Annotated in this window: 21 protein-coding genes; 15 read left to right on the top strand and 6 right to left on the bottom strand. The window is 55.4% G+C overall.

Annotation, left to right across the window (positions count from 1 at the left end; genetic code table 11):
- Window positions 1–146 precede the first annotated feature (146 nt).
- The 11 genes from D5066_RS15855 to npr all read left to right on the top strand — a co-directional run bounded on the left by D5066_RS15855 (window position 147) and on the right by npr (window position 8,066).
- Entirely contained in the window at window positions 147–1,124 is a 978-nt protein-coding gene (locus tag D5066_RS15855; protein ID WP_119916484.1) for a calcium/sodium antiporter, read from the top strand.
- Between the two features lie 13 nt (window positions 1,125–1,137).
- Complete coding sequence (gene kdsD / locus D5066_RS15860; RefSeq protein WP_028014567.1) at window positions 1,138–2,124, top strand: arabinose-5-phosphate isomerase KdsD; 987 nt, start codon at window positions 1,138–1,140, stop codon at window positions 2,122–2,124.
- 14 nt (window positions 2,125–2,138) lie between these two features.
- Window positions 2,139–2,705 (top strand): 3-deoxy-manno-octulosonate-8-phosphatase KdsC, encoded by a 567-nt coding sequence (kdsC, locus tag D5066_RS15865; protein WP_080328326.1) that lies wholly within the window; start codon window positions 2,139–2,141, stop codon window positions 2,703–2,705.
- Window positions 2,702–3,277, top strand: a complete 576-nt coding sequence (gene lptC / locus D5066_RS15870) for an LPS export ABC transporter periplasmic protein LptC (protein WP_080328327.1) — start codon at window positions 2,702–2,704, stop codon at window positions 3,275–3,277. The genes kdsC and lptC overlap by 4 nt, the downstream gene beginning before the upstream one ends.
- The gene (gene lptA, locus D5066_RS15875; protein ID WP_119916485.1) at window positions 3,246–3,800 is read left to right on the top strand and encodes a lipopolysaccharide ABC transporter substrate-binding protein LptA; all 555 of its coding nucleotides are present in this window, start codon (window positions 3,246–3,248) and stop codon (window positions 3,798–3,800) included. Before lptC ends, lptA begins: the two co-directional genes overlap by 32 nt.
- A gap of 6 nt (window positions 3,801–3,806) precedes the next feature.
- On the top strand, window positions 3,807–4,532 hold the full coding sequence (lptB, locus tag D5066_RS15880) for an LPS export ABC transporter ATP-binding protein (RefSeq protein ID WP_080328329.1): 726 nt from the start codon (window positions 3,807–3,809) through the stop codon (window positions 4,530–4,532).
- A 47-nt stretch (window positions 4,533–4,579) separates the two neighbouring features.
- Complete coding sequence (gene rpoN, locus D5066_RS15885; RefSeq protein ID WP_119916486.1) at window positions 4,580–6,013, top strand: RNA polymerase factor sigma-54; 1,434 nt, start codon at window positions 4,580–4,582, stop codon at window positions 6,011–6,013.
- Between the two features lie 22 nt (window positions 6,014–6,035).
- Window positions 6,036–6,323, top strand: a complete 288-nt coding sequence (hpf, locus tag D5066_RS15890) for a ribosome hibernation promoting factor (protein WP_014171818.1) — start codon at window positions 6,036–6,038, stop codon at window positions 6,321–6,323.
- A gap of 82 nt (window positions 6,324–6,405) precedes the next feature.
- Entirely contained in the window at window positions 6,406–6,897 is a 492-nt protein-coding gene (gene ptsN, locus D5066_RS15895; RefSeq protein ID WP_008501443.1) for a PTS IIA-like nitrogen regulatory protein PtsN, read from the top strand.
- 45 nt (window positions 6,898–6,942) lie between these two features.
- Complete coding sequence (gene rapZ, locus D5066_RS15900) at window positions 6,943–7,797, top strand: RNase adapter RapZ (RefSeq protein ID WP_119916487.1); 855 nt, start codon at window positions 6,943–6,945, stop codon at window positions 7,795–7,797.
- Window positions 7,794–8,066, top strand: coding sequence for a PTS phosphocarrier protein NPr (npr, locus tag D5066_RS15905; RefSeq protein WP_003861872.1), 273 nt, complete (start codon window positions 7,794–7,796; stop codon window positions 8,064–8,066). The genes rapZ and npr overlap by 4 nt, the downstream gene beginning before the upstream one ends.
- Before the next feature lie 38 nt (window positions 8,067–8,104).
- On the opposite strand, the gene mtgA is transcribed toward npr, so the two are convergent.
- The 6 genes from mtgA to D5066_RS23130 all read right to left on the bottom strand — a co-directional run bounded on the left by mtgA (window position 8,105) and on the right by D5066_RS23130 (window position 14,472).
- A complete protein-coding gene (gene mtgA / locus D5066_RS15910) occupies window positions 8,105–8,830 on the bottom strand; it encodes a monofunctional biosynthetic peptidoglycan transglycosylase (RefSeq protein WP_119916488.1) in 726 nt (241 codons plus the stop codon).
- Complete coding sequence (elbB, locus tag D5066_RS15915) at window positions 8,827–9,480, bottom strand: isoprenoid biosynthesis glyoxalase ElbB (RefSeq protein ID WP_119916489.1); 654 nt, start codon at window positions 9,478–9,480, stop codon at window positions 8,827–8,829. Before elbB ends, mtgA begins: the two co-directional genes overlap by 4 nt.
- A gap of 232 nt (window positions 9,481–9,712) precedes the next feature.
- Window positions 9,713–12,046, bottom strand: coding sequence for an aerobic respiration two-component sensor histidine kinase ArcB (arcB, locus tag D5066_RS15920; RefSeq protein WP_080328333.1), 2,334 nt, complete (start codon window positions 12,044–12,046; stop codon window positions 9,713–9,715).
- A 135-nt stretch (window positions 12,047–12,181) separates the two neighbouring features.
- Window positions 12,182–13,264, bottom strand: coding sequence for an LPS export ABC transporter permease LptG (gene lptG / locus D5066_RS15925; protein WP_080328334.1), 1,083 nt, complete (start codon window positions 13,262–13,264; stop codon window positions 12,182–12,184).
- Window positions 13,264–14,364 (bottom strand): LPS export ABC transporter permease LptF, encoded by a 1,101-nt coding sequence (gene lptF / locus D5066_RS15930; protein ID WP_080328335.1) that lies wholly within the window; start codon window positions 14,362–14,364, stop codon window positions 13,264–13,266. Before lptF ends, lptG begins: the two co-directional genes overlap by 1 nt.
- Window positions 14,365–14,427: 63 nt before the next feature.
- Window positions 14,428–14,472, bottom strand: a complete 45-nt coding sequence (locus tag D5066_RS23130; protein ID WP_217480452.1) for a hypothetical protein — start codon at window positions 14,470–14,472, stop codon at window positions 14,428–14,430.
- Between the two features lie 158 nt (window positions 14,473–14,630).
- On the opposite strand from D5066_RS23130, the gene pepA reads away from it, so the two are divergent.
- From pepA to D5066_RS15955, 4 genes are all read left to right on the top strand, one after another.
- Entirely contained in the window at window positions 14,631–16,142 is a 1,512-nt protein-coding gene (gene pepA / locus D5066_RS15940; protein WP_119916490.1) for a leucyl aminopeptidase, read from the top strand.
- Window positions 16,143–16,228: 86 nt separating this feature from the next.
- Entirely contained in the window at window positions 16,229–16,672 is a 444-nt protein-coding gene (holC, locus tag D5066_RS15945; RefSeq protein WP_008502815.1) for a DNA polymerase III subunit chi, read from the top strand.
- Window positions 16,672–19,527, top strand: a complete 2,856-nt coding sequence (locus D5066_RS15950; RefSeq protein ID WP_080328336.1) for a valine--tRNA ligase — start codon at window positions 16,672–16,674, stop codon at window positions 19,525–19,527. Before holC ends, D5066_RS15950 begins: the two co-directional genes overlap by 1 nt.
- A 123-nt stretch (window positions 19,528–19,650) precedes the next feature.
- On the top strand, window positions 19,651–20,154 hold the full coding sequence (locus tag D5066_RS15955) for a GNAT family N-acetyltransferase (protein WP_119916491.1): 504 nt from the start codon (window positions 19,651–19,653) through the stop codon (window positions 20,152–20,154).
- Window positions 20,155–20,236 lie beyond the last annotated feature (82 nt).

The raw sequence follows: 20,236 nt of genomic DNA on the forward strand, positions 1-20,236 counted from the left end.
GCCGTCGAGGTTAGCGAAAGCTGGCATTTGTTTTACTTTTCCGGCGCATAAAGTCAAAATTAGGAATTCGTTACGCCTCAGACCGTATGCAGTCCAGCCATTCCCGCGCGATGGACCGACAAGTATACCTGAAGAAAGGACTTTTGATGCTTTTAGCAACAGCACTGTTAATAATTGGTTTACTTCTGGTGGTCTACAGTGCTGACCGTTTAGTGTTTGCTGCATCTATCCTGTGTCGCCTGACGGGCGTCCCCCCTGTTGTCATTGGGATGACCGTTGTTAGCGTTGGCACCTCACTTCCTGAAATCATCGTCTCTGTCTCGGCGTCGCTGCATGGTCAGTTAGACCTGGCGATAGGCACTGCGATTGGCTCTAACATCGTCAATATCTTACTGATTTTAGGTCTGGCGGCACTGCTCCATCCATTTCGCGTGCATTCTGATGTTCTGCGCCGTGAATTGCCGCTAATGTTAATCGTAAGCCTGCTGGCAGGCTGCGTATTTTATGATGGCGTACTGAGCTACAGCGACGGCATTTTCCTGCTGGCGCTGGCCGTCATCTGGCTGCTGTATAGTGTTAAAATCGCCCGCCTGGCCGAAAAGCAGGGTCAGGATAGCCTGACGCGTGAGCAGGTCGCCGAACTTCCGCACGAAGGCACGCTGCCTGTCGCTCTGCTTTGGCTTGGCGTTGCGCTGATCATTATGCCGATGGCCACGCGCATGGTTGTGGATAACGCGACGGTGCTGGCAAACTATTTCGCCATCAGTGAACTGACCATTGGCCTGACAGTGATTGCTATCGGCACCAGCCTGCCGGAGCTGGCCACCGCGATTGCCGGGGCACGTAAAGGGGAAGATGACATCGCCATTGGCAATATCATCGGGTCCAACATATTTAATATCGCCATTGTAATGGGCCTCCCAGCTCTGATAACGCCAGGACCTTTCAATCCCCTGGCGTTCTCGCGCGATTACGGGGTGATGTTGCTGGTCAGCGTGATATTTGCCCTGCTCTGCTGGCGGCGGCAACGCCAGATCGGCAAAGGCGCAGGCGCGCTGCTGACGGGTGGATTTATCGTATGGATGGCGATGCTGTACTGGCTCTCGCCTCTTCTCTCTGGGTAAACGGAAACGCATTATGTCGCAAATAGAATTGCAGCCGGGTTTTGACTTTCAGAAAGCAGGCAAAGAGGTTCTGGAGATTGAACGTGAAGGTCTGGCGCAGTTAGATCAGTACATTAATCAGGATTTTAGTCTGGCATGTGAGAAGATATTCTACTGTGCCGGTAAAGTCGTGGTGATGGGAATGGGCAAGTCCGGCCACATTGGGCGCAAAATGGCGGCAACGTTTGCCAGCACCGGAACCTCTTCCTTCTTTGTTCATCCGGGGGAAGCCGCGCACGGCGATCTGGGTATGGTCACGCCGCAGGATGTCGTCATCGCCCTGTCAAATTCTGGTGAGTCCAATGAGATCCTGGCGCTGATCCCAGTACTGAAGCGGCTGCAGGTACCGCTGATTTGCATGACCAGCCGTCCGGAAAGCAGCATGGCGCGTGCGGCCGATATTCACCTGTGCGTTAAAGTACCGAAAGAAGCCTGTCCGCTGGGTCTGGCCCCTACCTCCAGCACCACCGCCGCGCTGGTCATGGGTGATGCGCTTGCCGTCGCGCTGCTCGAAGCCCGCGGTTTTACGCCGGAAGATTTTGCGCTCTCCCACCCGGGCGGCGCGCTGGGGCGCAAGCTGCTGCTGCGGGTAAACGATATTATGCACACCGGGGATGAGATCCCTCACGTCAGTAAAGAAGCCTCTCTGCGTGATGCGCTGCTGGAAATCACCCGCAAGAATCTGGGTATGACAGTCGTGTGCGACGATCTGATGAAAATTCAGGGGATCTTCACCGATGGCGACCTGCGTCGCGTGTTCGACATGGGTGTAGATGTCCGCACGCTCGGCATTGCCGATGTGATGACGCCGGGCGGTATCCGCGTGCGTCCGGGCACGTTAGCCGTGGATGTGCTGAACCTGATGCAGTCCCGCCATATCACCTCCGTTATGGTTGCCGATGGCGACCAGTTGCTGGGTGTGGTACATATGCATGATCTGCTGCGCGCAGGCGTAGTGTAATGAAGGATAAGACAATGAGTAATGCGGGTGCATCCCTTGCAACCTGTTATGGTCCGGTCAGTACCCAGATGATGGCTAAGGCGGAAACAATTCGTCTGTTGATTCTGGATGTGGATGGGGTACTTTCCGATGGCCTGATTTACATGGGCAATAATGGCGAAGAGCTGAAAGCGTTTAACGTTCGCGACGGCTACGGTATCCGCTGTGCGCTCACCTCGGGTATTGAGGTTGCTATCATCACCGGACGGAAAGCTAAACTGGTAGAAGACCGCTGTGAAACCTTAGGCATTACCCACCTGTATCAGGGTCAATCCGATAAGATGGCGGCGTTCAACGATTTACTGGGTAAACTGGCTATCGCCCCGGAAAACGTGGCCTACGTTGGGGACGATCTGATCGACTGGCCGGTGATGGCAGAAGTGGGTCTCAGCATCGCGGTTGCCGATGCGCACCCGCTGCTGATCCCACGCGCAGACTACGTTACCCACATCAACGGTGGCCGGGGTGCTGTACGTGAAGTCTGCGATCTGCTTCTGCTGGCGCAGGGCAAGCTTGATGAGGCCAAAGGGCAATCAATATGAGTAAAACCAGACGTTGGGTTATCATTCTGCTTTCGCTTGTCGCACTGGTATTGATTGGCATGAATCTTGCCGATCGCGACGATACGCAAACGGAAGTGGTCAATAATAACGATCCAACCTATAAAAGCGATCACAGCGACACCGTGGTCTACAGCCCGGAAGGTGCGCTTAACTATCGCCTGATCGCTCAGCACGTGGAATATTTTTCTGATGATGGCGTGTCGTGGTTTACCCAACCTGTGATGACCACGTTCGATAAAGACAAAGTCCCGACGTGGTCGATTAAGTCAGATCGGGCAAAACTCACAAATGACCGTATGCTTTATCTGTATGGCCACGTTGAAGTCAACGCCCTGACCGCTGACTCGCAACTGCGGAAAATTACGACGGATAATGCCCAGATTAACCTGGTAACCCAGGACGTGACCTCGCAGGATCTGGTCACACTGTATGGCACAACATTTAATTCCAGCGGTTTAAGAATGCGCGGGAACTTACGCAGCAAGAACGCCGAGCTGATTGAAAAGGTTAGAACCTCCTATGAAATTCAAAACAAACAAACTCAGCCTTAAAGTAATTATCGCCAGCGCGATGCTGGCGGCCAGTCTCCCCGCGCTTGCTGTAACGGGCGATACCGACCAGCCGATCCATATCGAGTCCGACACCCAGTCTCTCGACATGCAGGGTAACGTCGTCACCTTCACGGGTAACGTTGTCGTGACGCAGGGCACCATCAAAATCAACGCCGATAAAGTGGTCGTGACCCGTCCGGGCGGCGAGCAGGGCAAAGAGATCATTGATGGTTATGGCAATCCGGCAACCTTCTACCAGATGCAGGACAATGGCAAGCCAGTGAAAGGCCGCGCCTCGCATATGCACTATGAGCTGGCGAAGGACCTGGTCATCCTGACCGGGAAAGCGTATCTGGAACAGCTGGACAGCAATATCACCGGTGACCAGATTACCTATCTGGTGAAAGAGCAGAAAATGCAGGCCTCCAGCGAGAAAGGCAAACGCGTAACCACCGTACTGGTTCCGTCGCAGCTGCAGGACAAAGGCAAGGGCCAGGCCCCGGCACAGAAGAAGAGTAACTAATCCGTTATGGCAACATTAACTGCAAAAAATCTCGCGAAGGCCTATAAGGGCCGCCGTGTCGTAGAAGATGTCAGTCTGACCGTCAACTCCGGCGAAATTGTTGGCCTGCTTGGCCCGAACGGTGCGGGTAAAACCACCACCTTCTACATGGTCGTAGGCATTGTGCCGCGCGATGCCGGCAACATTGTCATCGACGATGAAGACATTAGCCTGCTGCCGCTGCACGCGCGCGCGCGTCGTGGCATCGGCTATCTGCCGCAGGAAGCCTCTATTTTCCGTCGTCTGAGCGTTTTTGATAACCTGATGGCGGTCCTGCAAATTCGCGACGACCTGACCAGCGAACAGCGTCAGGATCGCGCCAACGAGCTGCTGGAAGAGTTCCACATTGAGCATCTGCGCGACAGCCTCGGTCAGGCATTGTCCGGGGGTGAACGCCGTCGTGTTGAGATTGCGCGCGCGCTGGCCGCAAACCCGAAATTTATCCTTCTGGATGAACCGTTTGCGGGCGTCGACCCGATCTCCGTTATCGATATTAAACGTATTATTGAGCATCTGCGTGACAGCGGGCTTGGCGTGTTAATCACCGACCACAACGTGCGTGAAACGCTGGCCGTATGTGAACGCGCGTATATTGTGAGCCAGGGCAATCTGATCGCCCACGGTACGCCGCAGCAGATCCTCGAAGACGATCATGTTAAGCGCGTCTATCTTGGGGAAGACTTCAGACTCTGATAGGGTAGAGGTAACGTAACGCCGAACCGGAGAAAAATGCTCTGAACATGAAGCAAGGTTTGCAATTAAGGCTCAGCCAACAACTGGCGATGACGCCGCAGCTACAGCAGGCCATTCGTCTGCTGCAACTGTCCACCTTAGAACTCCAGCAGGAGCTCCAGCAGGCGCTGGACAGCAATCCCCTGCTGGAGCAAGCCGATCTTCATGATGAGGTAGATACTCAGCAGTCACAGGATACAGAAGCGCTCGACACCGCAGATGCTCTCGAACAAAAAGAGATGCCGGACGAGCTACCGCTGGATGCCAGCTGGGATGAAATCTATACCGCTGGCACCCCTTCCGGTACGCGTGCAGACTACCAGGACGATGAGCTACCGGTCTATCAGGGCGAAACCACCCAGTCGCTGCAGGATTACCTGATGTGGCAGGTAGAGCTTACCCCCTTCTCCGATACCGACCGCGCGATCGCCACGTCGATTGTCGACGCCGTTGACGACACCGGCTATTTGACCGTCACGCTGGACGACATTCTGGAAAGCATGGGCGACGAAGAGATTGAGCTTGAAGAGATTGAAGCCGTTCTTAAGCGTATCCAGCGTTTTGATCCAGTCGGCGTGGCCGCGAAAGATCTGCGCGACTGCCTGCTGATCCAGCTTTCTCAGTTCAGCAAAGAGACGCCATGGCTTGAGGAGGCGCGCTTAATCATCAGCGATCATCTGGATCTTCTCGCCAACCACGATTTCCGCTCTCTGATGCGCGTTACGCGTTTGAAAGAAGAGGTGCTGAAAGAGGCAGTGAATCTGATCCAGTCACTCGATCCGCGCCCCGGTCAGTCGATCCAGACCAGCGAACCCGAGTACGTGATCCCGGACGTGCTGGTCAGAAAACACAATGACCGCTGGATCGTTGAACTGAACTCTGACAGCATCCCTCGCCTGCAAATCAACCAGCAGTATGCCTCCATGTGCACCAGCGTGCGCAACGATTCCGACAATCAATATATTCGTAGCAATCTTCAGGAAGCGCGATGGTTGATCAAGAGTCTGGAGAGCCGAAATGATACCCTGCTCCGCGTGAGCCGCTGCATCGTCGAACAGCAGCAGGCGTTCTTTGAGCAGGGTGAAGAGTATATGAAACCGATGGTGCTGGCGGATATCGCCCAGGCCGTCGAAATGCATGAATCCACGATTTCCCGCGTCACGACGCAGAAGTATCTGCACAGTCCGCGCGGTATTTTTGAGCTTAAGTATTTCTTCTCCAGCCACGTGAATACCGAGGGTGGCGGCGAAGCCTCCTCAACGGCGATTCGTGCCCTGGTGAAGAAGTTAATCGCCGCGGAGAACCCCGCGAAGCCACTAAGTGACAGTAAGTTAACCACCATACTGTCCGATCAGGGTATTATGGTGGCACGTCGTACTGTTGCGAAGTATCGAGAGTCTTTATCCATTCCGCCGTCTAACCAGCGTAAACAACTGGTCTGACACAACCGATAAGGAAGACACTATGCAGCTCAATATCACAGGACACAACGTCGAGATTACTGAGGCCTTACGTGACTTCGTGAACGCTAAGTTCGCGAAACTCGAGCAGTATTTCGAAAGGATCAACCAGGTCTACGTTGTGTTGAAAGTGGAGAAAGTGACTCATATCTCGGATGCAACCCTGCATGTAAACGGGGGTGAACTCCATGCCAGTGCGGAAGGGCAAGACATGTACGCGGCTATCGACGGCTTGATTGATAAGCTTGCGCGACAGCTCAATAAACATAAAGATAAACTGAAACAACACTAATTGTCCGGGCAGTTAACGGGTGCAGGACGGCCTGTTGTGAAACACAACAGGCCATTTGTACAGTTAGCGCTTAGGTGAAATTATGATGAACAACGATTCCGCTCTTCAACTGAGCAATGTCCTTAACCAGGAATGTACCCGCAGTGCCGTTCACTGCCAGAGCAAAAAACGTGCGCTGGAGATCATCAGTGAACTGGCCGCAAAACAGCTGGGCCTGCCGCCGCAGGTGGTGTTCGAAGCAATTCTGACCCGTGAAAAGATGGGCAGTACCGGTATCGGCAACGGCATCGCGATCCCGCACGGCAAGCTGGAAGAGGACACCCTGCGTGCCGTCGGTGTGTTTGTGCAGCTGGAAACGCCAATTGCCTTTGATGCCATCGATAACCAGCCCGTCGATCTCCTCTTCGCGCTGCTGGTACCTGCCGACCAGACCAAGACCCATCTGCATACGCTTTCGCTGGTTGCTAAACGTCTGGCGGATAAAACCATCTGCCGTCGACTGCGCTCAGCCCAAAGTGATGAAGAGCTTTATCAAATTATCACTGAAGCAGAAGGCAATCAGGATGACGCATAACCAGGTGATGGCCTTCACATCTGTTGTCCTGAGGAGAAACGGAACATGGTGCTGATGATTGTCAGCGGACGTTCAGGGTCGGGGAAATCCGTTGCCCTGCGCGCGCTGGAAGACATGGGTTTTTACTGCGTCGATAACCTGCCGGTCGTGTTATTACCCGATCTGGCACGCACGTTAGCGGAGAGACAAACCTCTGCCGCCGTCAGTATTGACGTTCGTAACATGCCTGAATCGCCAGAGATCTTCGAACAGGCTATGAGCAACCTGCCTGACACGTTCTCGCCTCAGCTGCTGTTCCTTGATGCCGATCGCAATACGCTGATCCGCCGCTACAGCGACACCCGTCGTTTGCACCCGCTTTCCAGCAAGAATCTCTCGCTGGAGAGCGCCATCGATGAAGAGAGCGATCTGCTGGAGCCGCTGCGCTCCCGTGCTGACCTGATTGTCGACACCTCTGAGATGTCCGTTCACGAGCTGGCGGAAATGCTGCGCACCCGGCTGCTGGGCAAACGCGAGCGCGAACTGACCATGGTGTTCGAATCCTTCGGCTTTAAGCACGGTATTCCGATTGATGCGGACTATGTTTTCGACGTGCGCTTCCTGCCGAACCCGCACTGGGATCCAAAACTGCGCCCAATGACCGGTCTGGATAAGCCCGTCGCAGCGTTCCTCGACAGGCACACAGAAGTTCACAATTTTATCTACCAGACGCGAAGCTACCTTGAGCTATGGTTACCTATGCTGGAGACAAACAATCGAAGCTACCTGACGGTGGCGATTGGCTGTACCGGCGGTAAACATCGTTCGGTCTACATCGCCGAACAGCTGGCCGATTATTTCGGCTCGCGCGGGAAGAACGTTCAGTCCCGTCATCGCACGCTGGAAAAACGTAAAACATGACCGTAAAACAAACCGTTGAGATCACCAATAAACTGGGCATGCATGCGCGCCCGGCGATGAAGCTGTTTGAGCTGATGCAGGGTTTCGATGCAGAAGTGCTGCTGCGTAATGACGAAGGCACCGAAGCGGAAGCCAACAGCGTGATTGCGCTGCTGATGCTGGACTCCGCTAAAGGGCGTCAGATTGAGGTAGAAGCCACCGGTCCTCAGGAAGAGGAAGCCCTGGCGGCGGTGATTGCCCTGTTTAACGCCGGATTCGACGAAGATTAGGCCTGCTGTTCTGGCGGGTGGCGCTGCGCTTACCCGCCCTACATTAACGCATTTCTCTCCATAAACCCTTCCCCACCCAGCTGGCGCATCTGGCGCATGATCCACGCCTGACGGCTCCGCACGTACCCTGATGGGGCGCTGGCTTTAAAACGGATGGGATTCGGTAAAACAGCGGCCAATAGCGCTGCTTCTGACATGCTCAGACGGCTGGCTGGCTTATTGAAATAACGCTGCGCGGCCGCTTCCACGCCAAAAACACCGTCGCCAAACTCAGCAACGTTGAGATAAACGGTCAGAATACGCTTTTTGCTCCAGACCGTTTCCATTCCCAGGGTCAGGCCCGCTTCCAGCCCTTTTCGCACCCAGCTTCGTCCATCCCACAGGAACAGGTTCTTAGCCGTCTGCTGCGACAGCGTTGACGCACCGCGAACGCGGTTTTCGTGACGTTCGTTATGGGCCAGCGCCTTTTCAATGGCGGCCACATCAAACCCCCAGTGCTCCGGGAATTTCTGATCCTCCGCCGCGATAACCGCCAGTCCCATGAAAGGAGAAATGTCATCCATGCTCACCCAGTCAGAATGGGCGACATAGCCGAAATCACCGGAGAACCATGCGCTGAGCTGACGCTCAACCATAACGGCTGAAAACGGTACCGGCAAAATGCTGAACACGGCAAGCCCGCCTCCCCAGAACACCGCCAGGACGAGCACGATGCGCAAGAGAAGGCGTTTCACCCATGCGCCTGCTGAAAACTGACGCCTCATTCCGTCAGCACCAGCACCCGGGCGACCAGCTTTTCAATGCCCACGGCTGCCTCTGCGATATTCTTCGCCAGCATATACGCGGGCGTGGTGACAATCTTGTTATCTTCATCCACCACAATGTCATCGACCGGACACGGTACGTGTTCACCGCCCATATCTTCGATAACCTCTGCGGTATCAATATCGGTCCCGATAGTCAGGCGCAGCGGGAAATCAAAAATCCTGGGCAGCATTGCCGGCGAGATGCAAATAAAGCCCAGCGGTTTTCCTGCCGCATGCATGGCCTGCGACAGCGATTTTAGATGAGGATCGATTTGACACTCCGCGCCCTGCGTAGCAAAGGTGCTGAGATTTTTGGCCGCGCCAAATCCCCCTGGCACAATGAGCGCATCAAGCTCTGAAGGGTCTGCCTGAATAAGTGGATGGATATCACCTCGCGCAATACGCGCGGCCTCAATCAGCACATTGCGCGTTTCGGCCATCGGCTCGCCGGTCAGATGGTTAATCACATCAGCCTGATTTTTGTCGGGCGCAAAACAGATAACCTCTGCTCCCTGTTTTGCCAGGGCCAGCAGCGTGATTACGGCTTCATGTATTTCTGAACCATCAAAAACACCGCATCCGCTCAGGACGACACCAATCTTTTTCATCATGACAATCCTTTTCTACAACTCGCTGAAGCACATTAATAATTTTGATTAAAACGCTATGCTTCACACATTTCACTGATTCATGTAACAAACTATTTAAGATTTGCTATCTTATCTGCGTGCGGCCTAAATTTTTCAGGCGGCGCCCATTAGAAAATTACTTTAAAAAACAGGCGCAGCCACGATTTCCCTGGTGTTGGCGCAGTATTCGCGCACCCCGGTCAAGCCGGGGTCATTTTTTTCTGCCGTCCACCCAGGCTTTCAGCACCGCAACATCGTTCTGCCACTCTTGTTTCATCTCTTCAACCCAATCACCCACGTTATCTTCCCATGCTGGTAAATCAGGTGACTGAATCTGTTGACCCAGCTGCTGCAGGTGGCGTAGCCCGACCGAACCAGCTGCACCTTTGATTTTATGCCCTTCTTCCACGATGCCCTTCTGGTCCCGCGCCGTCAGGTTTGACTCCAGCACGCTCAGATAGCCCGGCATCATTTTTTCGAACACCGCCAGACCGTCGGTAATCAGTTTCGGGCCGACCAGATCGATGTACTGCTCCAGCATCGCGGTATCGAGTATCGTTTGGGCTTTTGCGCTATCAACAGACGTCATGGTGCTCTCCTCTTCATCCTGGGTATCCCAGAATTTCTTGATCATGGCGGTCAGAGCAGGCACCGCCAGCGGCTTACTGAGTACGTCGTCCATACCGGCATCGAGATACTCTTTTTTATCTTTCAGCACGTTTGCCGTCAGCGCCACCAGCGGCGGCAGCTCGTCGGCTGCGTACTGACGCGTCAGTTCACGCGAAATATCCAGCCCGGTCATATCCGGTAGCTGAATATCCAGCAGAACGAGGTCATATTCGCCCGGTTTAAACATCTCGAGCGCGGCCTTGCCGGTCATCGCAACATCCACGCTGTTGCCCAGTTTTTCCAGCACCGAGCGCGCGACAATCACGTTCAGCTCAATATCTTCCACCAGCAGGACGTGCAGTGCAGGCAGCGGCATATCGTCGTTTTCAAAGGTATCCTCTACCTCTTCCGCCACCGCCGGCGCATGCACCGTCAGCGTGAAGGTTGATCCTTTGCCCGGCTGGCTGGCAACGGTGATATCTCCCCCCATGCTCTTCGCCAGCCGTTTCGACACCGCCAGGCCGATACCCGTGCCGGTAGCCGGTTTCCCGCCGTTGCTGTCCTTAACCTGGTAGTACATTGCGAAAATCTTGTCCTGCTCTTCCTGCGGAATACCAATCCCGGAGTCTTCCACCTCGAAGTGCAGCATATCGCCTTCGTCATAGCGAATACGCACCGCGACCTGTCCCTTCTGGGTAAATTTCACCGCGTTGCTGATGAGGTTCCACAAGATCTGGCGCAGGCGCGTGCCGTCAGTCACCACCTTATGCGGCAGCGGCAGGGTAGGCTCCATAACAAAACTCAGCCCCTTCTGCTGCGCCTGAAGGCCAGACAGGTTTTCCAGATCGGCAAGGAAGCTGGTGAAATCAACCGGCTGGTTATCAAGCTGAACCTTACGGCGCTCCATCTTATCCATATCAATAATATCGTTGAAGATATTACCCAACGTCACCGCCGAGACATGGATCGTTTTGAGGTATTTTTCCTGCTCTGCGGTCAGGTCGGTGTCCAGCAGAATGCGGCTCAGCCCCACAATGCCATTGAGCGGCGTACGCAGCTCGTGGCTAATGGTGGAGATAAAGGTGGTCTTGTCACGGCTGGCGCGCTCCAGCGCATCCTGATAGCGCTTACGCTCGGTGATATCGCGGCCAAAGCCCATCAGGCCGTGGCGCTTCCCGACACGGTCATAGTACGGCACCTTGCGGATCTCAAAGCAGGCTTTGCGCCCGTCCGGGTAATCCAGCCACTGTTCGTAGGTCAGCGAGACGTTATGGCGGAACACTTTTTCGTCCGTTTCCATAACCTTGGCGGCCGCCTCTTCGGAGTAAACGTCCTGCGGCTTCAGGTGAATCAACTGTTTCTCGCTTTTCCCGGTCAGCAGTTCCATCGCCCGGTTACAGCCGGAAAACTCTTTATCTTCGTTGCGGTAGAACACCAGATCCGGTGACGCATCCAGAAACGAGCGCAGGAAGGAGGATTGCTGCTCAAGCTGGATCTGCGTGACCTCGCGCTCTTTCATTTCGATTTTCAGCTGCTCCAGCGTGGCCTGACGCTCGGCTTCCGCCTTCTCACGGTCTGAAATTTCCTGGTTCAGCTGCGCAATGTTGTCTTTAAGCTGAACGTTGAGCTTCAGGTCGCGCTCGCGCATCTCCTCCAGCTTATCAACCAGTTTAGACAGACGCTGCCGGGACTCCTCCAGCTGTTCGACCACCACGGAAAGGAAATAGACCGCCCAGGGAGTAATGAGCAGGCCGAAGAAGATGGAGCGGATGACGTCGATACTCTCGACCTGACCATGCAGAACCATGGTGACGGCCATCTGCACGACAATGGCCAGCACGACCAGCGCCAGCGCAAGCAGCATGGAGAAACGCACCAGCCCAAGCTTCATCATCAGGTCGACGTAGTACTGGGCCAGCATTCGAATTTGCTTCATAGAGGATCCCTTCACGACTTTATCGCTCAATAATACTCAAATTCGAGGCGGGACGTTGAAGGTTGTGAGAAAAAGTGCGGGGTGAAACAGGAGATTAGCCTCGCTTCCGGCTAGCCGGAAGCGAGGAGAGGTCAATCAGGAGCGTTTCAGCAGCAGCCAGAGGCTGATCAGGAAGAAGCTGGCGCTCGGCAGCAGCGCACCGATAATCGGCGGGATGCCATAAACCAGCGTCAGCGGACCGAAGATCTGATCGAGCACATAGAACACAAAGCCGAAGCTAATACCGGTCACGACGCGCACACCCATCGGCACGCTACGCAGCGGGCCGAAGATAAACGACAGCGCCATCAGCATCATTACCGCCACGGACATCGGCTGGAAGATTTTGCTCCACATGTTGAGCTGATAGCGCCCGGCATCCTGCCCGCTCGACTTCAGGTACTTCACATAGTTGTGCAAGCCGCTGATGGAGAGCGCGTCAGGATCCAGCGCGACAACCCCGAGCTTATCCGGCGTGAGGTTGGTCTTCCAGGTGCCGGTCACCGTCTGTGACCCGGCGATCTGTTTTGGATCGGTCAGGTCAGATTCATCCACCTGCGACAAACGCCACTGTTTATGTTCCGCGTCAAATTTCGCAGAAGAGGCGTGTCGGACTGACTCCAGACGGCGCTGGTCGTTGAAGGCATAGATGCTCACCCCGCCCAGTTCATCATTGCCCTTTACCCGTTCGATGTAGACGAAGTTTTTACCGTCTTTCGCCCATAAACCTTGTTGAGTCGAGAGCAGTGAACCGCCGTACATTGCCTGAGCACGATAGTTACGCGCCATCTGCTCGCCCTGCGGGGCCACCCACTCGCCAATCGCCATGGTTAACAGCACCAGCGGGATCGCGGTTTTCATTACCGACAGCGCAACCTGCATGCGGGTAAAGCCCGATGCCTGCATCACCACCAGCTCGCTGCGCTGCGCTAGCATCCCCAGCCCCAGCAGCGCACCCAGCAGGGCCGCCATCGGGAAGAAGATCTGCACATCTTTCGGCACGCTGAGCAGGGTATACATCCCCGCGCCCAACGCGTCATAGCTGCCCTGCCCGGCTTTTTTCAGCTGATCGACAAATTTGATAATGCCGGATAGCGACACCAGCATGAACAACGTCATCATGATGGTGGTAAAAATGGTTTTACCGATATAGCGATCAAGAACGCCAAACGCCTGCATTAGATGGCTCCTTTACGCGAGAATCGGGCACGTATGCGGCGCACAGGCACCGTATCCCACAGGTTTAATCCCAGCGCCAGTAAGATGTACAGGCTGTTGACGAACCACGTCCAGACCATAGGATCCAGCTTACCCTTCGCGCCGTTGGAGCGAATCGAGGTTTGCAGCAGGAAGTAGACCAGGTAAAGCAGCATCGCCGGCAGCATGGAGAGCACGCGACCCTGACGCGGGTTCACCACGCTCAGCGGCACGACAATCAATGCCATCATAAACACAGTGAATACGAGCGTAATACGCCAGTGGAACTCAGCACGCGCTCTGTCGGTATCGGTGTTCCACAGCGTGCGCATATCCATTTGCTCGGTATCCGTAGGATCGAGCGCCACCGCCTGATGACCAATAATAGCCTGATAGTTCTGGAAATCCGTAATACGGAAATCGCGCAGCATCGCGGTGCCTTCAAAGCGGGTGCCTTTATTCAGCGTGACAATCTGCGACCCGTCTTTGCGCTGAGAAAGTTGGCCAGAGTCGGCAACCACCACGGACGGACGCGCGTTACCTTTAGGACGCAGCTGCGCCAAGAATACGTCGTTGAATTTACTGCCGTCAACGCTTTCAATAAACAGCACGGAGTTCCCGTCGGTCGCCTGCTGGAACTGGCCCTGCGCGAGCGCCGCCATGCCGGGGTTCGCTTTCGCTTCGGCCAGCACCTCGTCCTGGTGACGAGACGACATCGGGCCCGCCCACATCACATTCACCGCCGCAACGATGCCCGTGAAGAGCGCCAGTATCATCGCCGCCTTCACCAGTACCGCTTTGCTCAGGCCACAGGCGTGCATCACCGTGATTTCACTTTCGGTGTATAGCTTACCAAGCGTCATGAGCAGGCCGAGGAATAGACTCAGCGGCAGAATAAGCTGCGCCATTTCCGGGATCCCCAAACCAAGCAGGGAAAGCACCAGATTCGTTGGAATTTCGCCGTCAACGGCCGCACCGAGGATCTTCACCAGCTTCTGACAGAAAAAAATCAGCAGCAGGATGAAGAGGATCGCCAGTTGGCTTTTGAGCGTCTCCCGCACCAGATATCTTATGATTATCACTTTAAATACGCCCGTAAAAACCCGTCTCTTTGCTGGAAAATCGCTTGTTTCATGGCTTAAACGTCATTTATTCTCTTGAGTCGTCGAAATCATCGCTAAGATTAAAATATCCGGCGGATTCACGCTTCAGGACTTTTTCTGACGTGTCGAAACCGTAGTAACGTAAGATTAACACGAAGTCACCACAACAGCGGACATGAGTTACGAAAGGTTTCAATTCTATCTGTAGCAGCCGCCGTTGTCTTTAAGATTCAGGAGCGTAGTGCATGGAGTTCAGTGTAAAAAGCGGTAGCCCGGAGAAACAGCGGAGTGCCTGCATCGTTGTGGGCGTCTTTGAACCGCGCCGACTCTCCCCGATCGCCGAGCAACTCGATAAAATCAGTGACGGCTATATCAGCGCCCTGCTGCGCCGTGGCGAACTGGAAGGCAAACCTGGGCAGACGCTGTTACTGCACCATGTTCCAAACGTCCTGTCAGAGCGAATTTTGCTGATTGGCTGCGGTAAAGAGCGCGAGCTGGACGAGCGTCAGTATAAGCAGGTCATTCAGAAAACCATTAATACGCTGAATGATACCGGTTCAATGGAAGCCGTCTGCTTCCTGACCGAGCTGCACGTCAAAGGCCGTAACACCTACTGGAAAGTGCGTCAGGCCGTCGAAACGGCAAAAGAGAGCCTGTACAGCTTCGATCAGCTGAAGACCAACAAAAGCGAGCCGCGTCGCCCGCTGCGTAAAATGGTTTTCAACGTGCCAACCCGTCGCGAACTGACCAGCGGTGAACGTGCCATTCAGCATGGTCTGGCGATTGCCGCCGGTATTAAAGCGGCAAAAGATCTCGGCAATATGCCGCCTAACATCTGTAACGCGGCCTACCTCGCCTCTCAGGCGCGCCAGCTGGCAGATTCCTACAGCAAAAACGTCATCACCCGCGTCATCGGCGAACAGCAGATGAAAGAGCTGGGCATGCACTCGTATCTGGCTGTGGGTAACGGCTCGCAGAACGAATCCCTGATGTCGGTTATCGAGTACAAAGGCAACCCGTCCGAAGATGCGCGTCCGATTGTGCTGGTGGGTAAAGGCCTGACCTTCGATTCCGGCGGTATCTCCATCAAGCCTGCCGAAGGCATGGACGAGATGAAATACGACATGTGCGGCGCAGCGGCGGTTTACGGCGTAATGCGCATGGTCGCGGAGCTTCAGTTGCCCATCAACGTGATCGCCGTCCTGGCGGGCTGCGAAAACATGCCTGGCGGTCGCGCGTATCGTCCGGGCGACGTCCTGACCACCATGTCCGGGCAGACCGTTGAGGTGCTGAACACCGACGCCGAAGGCCGTCTGGTGCTGTGCGACGTGCTGACCTACGTTGAGCGCTTCGAGCCTGAAGCGGTGATTGACGTGGCAACGCTGACCGGTGCCTGTGTGATTGCGCTGGGCCACCACATCACCGGCCTGATGTCGAACCACAACCCGCTGGCGCACGAGCTGATCGGCGCGTCCGAACAGGCCGGTGACCGCGCGTGGCGTCTGCCGCTGGGCGATGAGTTCCAGGAACAGCTGGAGTCTAACTTTGCGGATATGGCGAACATCGGCGGTCGTCCTGGCGGGGCTATCACCGCAGGCTGCTTCCTGGCGCGCTTCACCCGCAAGTACAACTGGGCGCACCTGGACATCGCCGGCACCGCATGGCGTTCCGGTAAAGCGAAAGGCGCAACCGGTCGTCCGGTGGCGCTGCTGTCGCAGTTCCTGCTCAATCGTGCGGGTTTTAACGGCGACGAGTAAGCCAAAACGGCAGTAAACCGTAGGCCGGGTAAGGCGAAGCCGCCACCCGGCTTAAGCATTTAAAGTGAGCACAAGAAGCCCCATATATGAAGAATGCAACGTTCTACCTTCTGGACAACGACACCCATCAGGATGGCCTCAGCGCCGTTGAACAGCTGGTGTGTGAAATTGCCGCAGAACGTTGGCGCGCTGGCAAACGCGTGTTGATAGCCTGTGAAGATGAGCAGCAGGCGATTCGCCTTGATGAAGCGCTGTGGGCCCGCCCGCCGGAGAGTTTTGTGCCGCATAACCTGTCGGGCGAAGGTCCGCGCGGCGGTGCACCGGTCGAAATTGCCTGGCCGCAAAAGCGCAACAGCAGCGCGCGCGATATTCTGATTAGCCTGCGGATAGATTTTGCAGATTTTGCCACCGCTTTCACAGAAGTGGTAGACTTTGTCCCTTACGAAGAATCCTTGAAACAACTGGCGCGCGAACGCTATAAAGCGTACCGCCTGGCTGGTTTTAACCTGAATACGGCAACCTGGAAATAATGGAAAAGACATATAACCCACGCGATATCGAACAGCCGCTTTACGAGCACTGGGAACAGCAGGGCTATTTCAAGCCTAACGGCGACGAAAGCAAAGAGTCCTTCTGCATCATGATCCCGCCGCCGAACGTCACCGGCAGTTTGCATATGGGGCATGCTTTCCAGCAGACCATCATGGACACCATGATCCGCTACCAGCGCATGCAGGGCAAAAACACCCTGTGGCAGGCGGGGACTGACCACGCGGGTATCGCGACCCAGATGGTGGTTGAGCGTAAAATTGCCGCTGAAGAGGGTAAAACCCGTCACGACTACGGTCGCGATGCGTTCATCGACAAAATCTGGCAGTGGAAGGCAGAATCCGGCGGCACCATTACCCGTCAGATGCGCCGTCTCGGCAACTCCGTGGACTGGGAGCGCGAGCGCTTCACCATGGACGAAGGCCTGTCCAACGCCGTGAAAGAAGTCTTCGTGCGCCTGTACAAAGAAGACCTGATTTACCGCGGCAAACGCCTGGTAAACTGGGACCCGAAACTGCGCACCGCCATCTCTGACCTGGAAGTGGAAAACCGCGAGTCCAAAGGCTCTATGTGGCACATCCGCTACCCGCTGGCCGACGGCGCAAAAACCGCAGACGGTAAAGATTACCTCGTGGTCGCGACTACCCGTCCGGAAACCCTGTTGGGCGATACCGGCGTGGCCGTGAACCCGGAAGATCCGCGCTATAAAGATCTGATCGGCAAATTTGTGGTACTGCCGCTGGTGAACCGCCGTATTCCCATTGTAGGCGACGAACACGCCGACATGGAAAAAGGCACCGGCTGCGTGAAAATCACCCCTGCGCACGACTTCAACGACTATGAAGTCGGTCGTCGTCACGCCCTGCCGATGATCAACATTCTGACCTTCGACGGCGATATCCGCGAAAGCGCAGAAGTGTACGACACCAAAGGTAACGAATCCGACGTCTATTCCAGCGAGATCCCGGCGGAGTTCCAGAAGCTGGAGCGCTTTGCCGCGCGTAAAGCCATCGTAGCTGCCGTTGACGCTCTCGGCCTGCTGGAAGAGATTAAGCCTCACGATCTGACCGTGCCGTACGGCGACCGTGGCGGCGTGGTTATTGAGCCAATGCTGACCGACCAGTGGTACGTGCGTGCCGACGTGCTGGCCAAACCGGCTGTTGAAGCGGTTGAAAACGGCAGTATTCAGTTTGTGCCGAAGCAGTACGAAAACATGTACTTCTCCTGGATGCGCGACATTCAGGACTGGTGTATCTCCCGTCAGCTGTGGTGGGGTCACCGCATCCCGGCATGGTACGACAACGAAGGCAACGTCTACGTTGGCCGTAGCGAAGACGAAGTGCGTCAGGAAAACAACCTGAGCGCTGAGGTTGCCCTGCGTCAGGACGAAGATGTACTGGACACCTGGTTCTCCTCCGCGCTGTGGACCTTCTCCACCCTTGGCTGGCCAGAAAACACCGACGCGCTGCGTCAGTTCCACCCTACCAGCGTGATGGTGTCCGGCTTCGATATCATCTTCTTCTGGATTGCCCGCATGATCATGATGACCATGCACTTCATCAAAGACGAAGACGGCAAGCCGCAGGTTCCGTTCCATACCGTTTACATGACGGGTCTGATCCGCGACGACGAAGGTCAGAAGATGTCCAAGTCCAAGGGTAACGTTATCGACCCGCTGGACATGGTTGACGGTATCTCTCTGGAAGACCTGCTGGAAAAACGTACCGGCAACATGATGCAGCCGCAGCTGGCTGAGAAAATCCGCAAGCGTACCGAGAAGCAGTTCCCGAACGGGATCGAATCTCACGGTACCGATGCCCTGCGCTTCACCCTGGCGGCGCTGGCCTCTACCGGCCGCGACATCAACTGGGACATGAAGCGTCTGGAAGGTTACCGTAACTTCTGTAACAAGCTGTGGAACGCCAGCCGCTTCGTACTGATGAATACCGAAGATCAGGACTGCGGCTTCAACGGCGGCGAGATGACCCTGTCTCTGGCGGACCGCTGGATCCTGGCGGAATTCAACCAGACGGTGAAAGCCTTCCGCGACGCGCTGGACAGCTACCGCTTCGATATTGCAGCGGGCATCCTGTACGAATTCACCTGGAACCAGTTCTGCGACTGGTACCTGGAGCTGGCGAAGCCGGTGATGAACGGCGGTTCTGAAGCGGAACTGCGCGGCACGCGCAACACACTGATTACCGTTCTGGAAGGCCTGCTGCGCCTGGCGCATCCGGTCATTCCATTCATTACCGAAACCATCTGGCAGCGCGTGAAGGTCATTGCGGGCATCAATGCCGATACCATCATGCTGCAGCCGTTCCCGGAATTCGATGCGGCTAAGGTTGATGAAGCGGCGTCCGCGGATACCGAGTGGCTGAAACAGGCGATCGTTGCGGTCCGTAACATCCGTGCTGAAATGAACATCGCCCCAGGTAAACCGCTTGAGCTGCTGCTGCGCGGCTGCAGCGATGCAGCGGTTCGTCGCGTCACCGAGAACAACACGTTCCTGAAAACCATGGCGCGTCTGGAGAGCATCACCGTGCTGCCTGCGGATGACAAAGGTCCGGTTTCCGTGACCAAAATCATCGACGGCGCCGAGCTGCTGATCCCGATGGCGGGCCTGATCGACAAAGACGCCGAGCTGGCGCGTCTGGCGAAAGAAGTGGCGAAAGTCGACGTGGAAATTGGCAAAATCGAAAGCAAGCTGGCGAACGAAGGCTTTGTTGCCCGCGCGCCGGAAGCGGTCATCGCCAAAGAGCGTGAGCGCCTGGTTGCCTTTGCCGATGCCAGGACCAAGCTAATTGAGCAGCAGGCGGTTATTGCAGCCCTGTAATGCTTTTACCCCTTACGCTTCAGGGCGTAAGGGGTAACCTTCCTGAAAACTCCTCGCTTGCACTCCCCTTTCTGCGGTGCTATTAACAGCAACAATGTGTCAATTTTTGTAATGAGTAATGCTATGAGCGTGATTACCCCGGTCGCGACGACGATGCGTCGGATCGTTGAACAGGACAACCCGGCTATCGCCGCCGTTATCCGCACCGTCTCTGCGGAGTATGGCCTGACCGCCGATAAAGGCTATACGGTTGCCGACCCAAACCTGGACGAACTTTTTCAGCTCTACAGCCAGCCGGGCCATGCCTACTGGGTCATCGAACAGGACGGTAATGTCGTGGGCGGCGGCGGCATAGCGCCACTGAGCTGCAGCGAGCCGGATATCTGCGAACTGCAGAAAATGTATTTCCTGCCGTCAGTACGCGGGCAAGGTCTGGCGAAGAAGCTGGCGCTGGTTGCCCTGGAGCACGCGCGCGATCAGGGTTTTAAACGCTGTTACCTCGAAACAACCGCCTTCCTCAAAGAGGCCATTGGCCTTTATGAACATCTGGGTTTTGAGCATATTGATGCGCCGCTGGGCTGTACCGGCCACGTTGATTGCGAAGTCAGAATGCTGAAAAGTCTGTAAGTTTTGTTCCTGCCCTCTTCTGTTAAGCGGCTGTAAACTGAATGCTCTACACTCTCAGTTCACACCACAACGGGGGAAACAC

The sequence above is a fragment of the Enterobacter chuandaensis genome, from assembly GCF_003594915.1.
GTDB lineage: Bacteria > Pseudomonadota > Gammaproteobacteria > Enterobacterales > Enterobacteriaceae > Enterobacter > Enterobacter chuandaensis.

Excerpts from the sequence above, each read along its gene's own strand:
- D5066_RS15855 (WP_119916484.1), top strand. The coding sequence starts at position 147 with ATGCTTTTAGCAACAGCACTGTTAATAATTGGTTTACTTCTGGTGGTC.
- kdsD (WP_028014567.1), top strand. The coding sequence starts at position 1,138 with ATGTCGCAAATAGAATTGCAGCCGGGTTTTGACTTTCAGAAAGCAGGC.
- kdsC (WP_080328326.1), top strand. The coding sequence starts at position 2,139 with ATGAGTAATGCGGGTGCATCCCTTGCAACCTGTTATGGTCCGGTCAGT.
- lptC (WP_080328327.1), top strand. The coding sequence starts at position 2,702 with ATGAGTAAAACCAGACGTTGGGTTATCATTCTGCTTTCGCTTGTCGCA.
- lptA (WP_119916485.1), top strand. The coding sequence starts at position 3,246 with ATGAAATTCAAAACAAACAAACTCAGCCTTAAAGTAATTATCGCCAGC.
- lptB (WP_080328329.1), top strand. The coding sequence starts at position 3,807 with ATGGCAACATTAACTGCAAAAAATCTCGCGAAGGCCTATAAGGGCCGC.
- rpoN (WP_119916486.1), top strand. The coding sequence starts at position 4,580 with ATGAAGCAAGGTTTGCAATTAAGGCTCAGCCAACAACTGGCGATGACG.
- hpf (WP_014171818.1), top strand. The coding sequence starts at position 6,036 with ATGCAGCTCAATATCACAGGACACAACGTCGAGATTACTGAGGCCTTA.
- ptsN (WP_008501443.1), top strand. The coding sequence starts at position 6,406 with ATGATGAACAACGATTCCGCTCTTCAACTGAGCAATGTCCTTAACCAG.
- rapZ (WP_119916487.1), top strand. The coding sequence starts at position 6,943 with ATGGTGCTGATGATTGTCAGCGGACGTTCAGGGTCGGGGAAATCCGTT.
- npr (WP_003861872.1), top strand. The coding sequence starts at position 7,794 with ATGACCGTAAAACAAACCGTTGAGATCACCAATAAACTGGGCATGCAT.
- mtgA (WP_119916488.1), bottom strand. The coding sequence starts at position 8,830 with ATGAGGCGTCAGTTTTCAGCAGGCGCATGGGTGAAACGCCTTCTCTTG.
- elbB (WP_119916489.1), bottom strand. The coding sequence starts at position 9,480 with ATGAAAAAGATTGGTGTCGTCCTGAGCGGATGCGGTGTTTTTGATGGT.
- arcB (WP_080328333.1), bottom strand. The coding sequence starts at position 12,046 with ATGAAGCAAATTCGAATGCTGGCCCAGTACTACGTCGACCTGATGATG.
- lptG (WP_080328334.1), bottom strand. The coding sequence starts at position 13,264 with ATGCAGGCGTTTGGCGTTCTTGATCGCTATATCGGTAAAACCATTTTT.
- pepA (WP_119916490.1), top strand. The coding sequence starts at position 14,631 with ATGGAGTTCAGTGTAAAAAGCGGTAGCCCGGAGAAACAGCGGAGTGCC.
- holC (WP_008502815.1), top strand. The coding sequence starts at position 16,229 with ATGAAGAATGCAACGTTCTACCTTCTGGACAACGACACCCATCAGGAT.
- D5066_RS15950 (WP_080328336.1), top strand. The coding sequence starts at position 16,672 with ATGGAAAAGACATATAACCCACGCGATATCGAACAGCCGCTTTACGAG.
- D5066_RS15955 (WP_119916491.1), top strand. The coding sequence starts at position 19,651 with ATGAGCGTGATTACCCCGGTCGCGACGACGATGCGTCGGATCGTTGAA.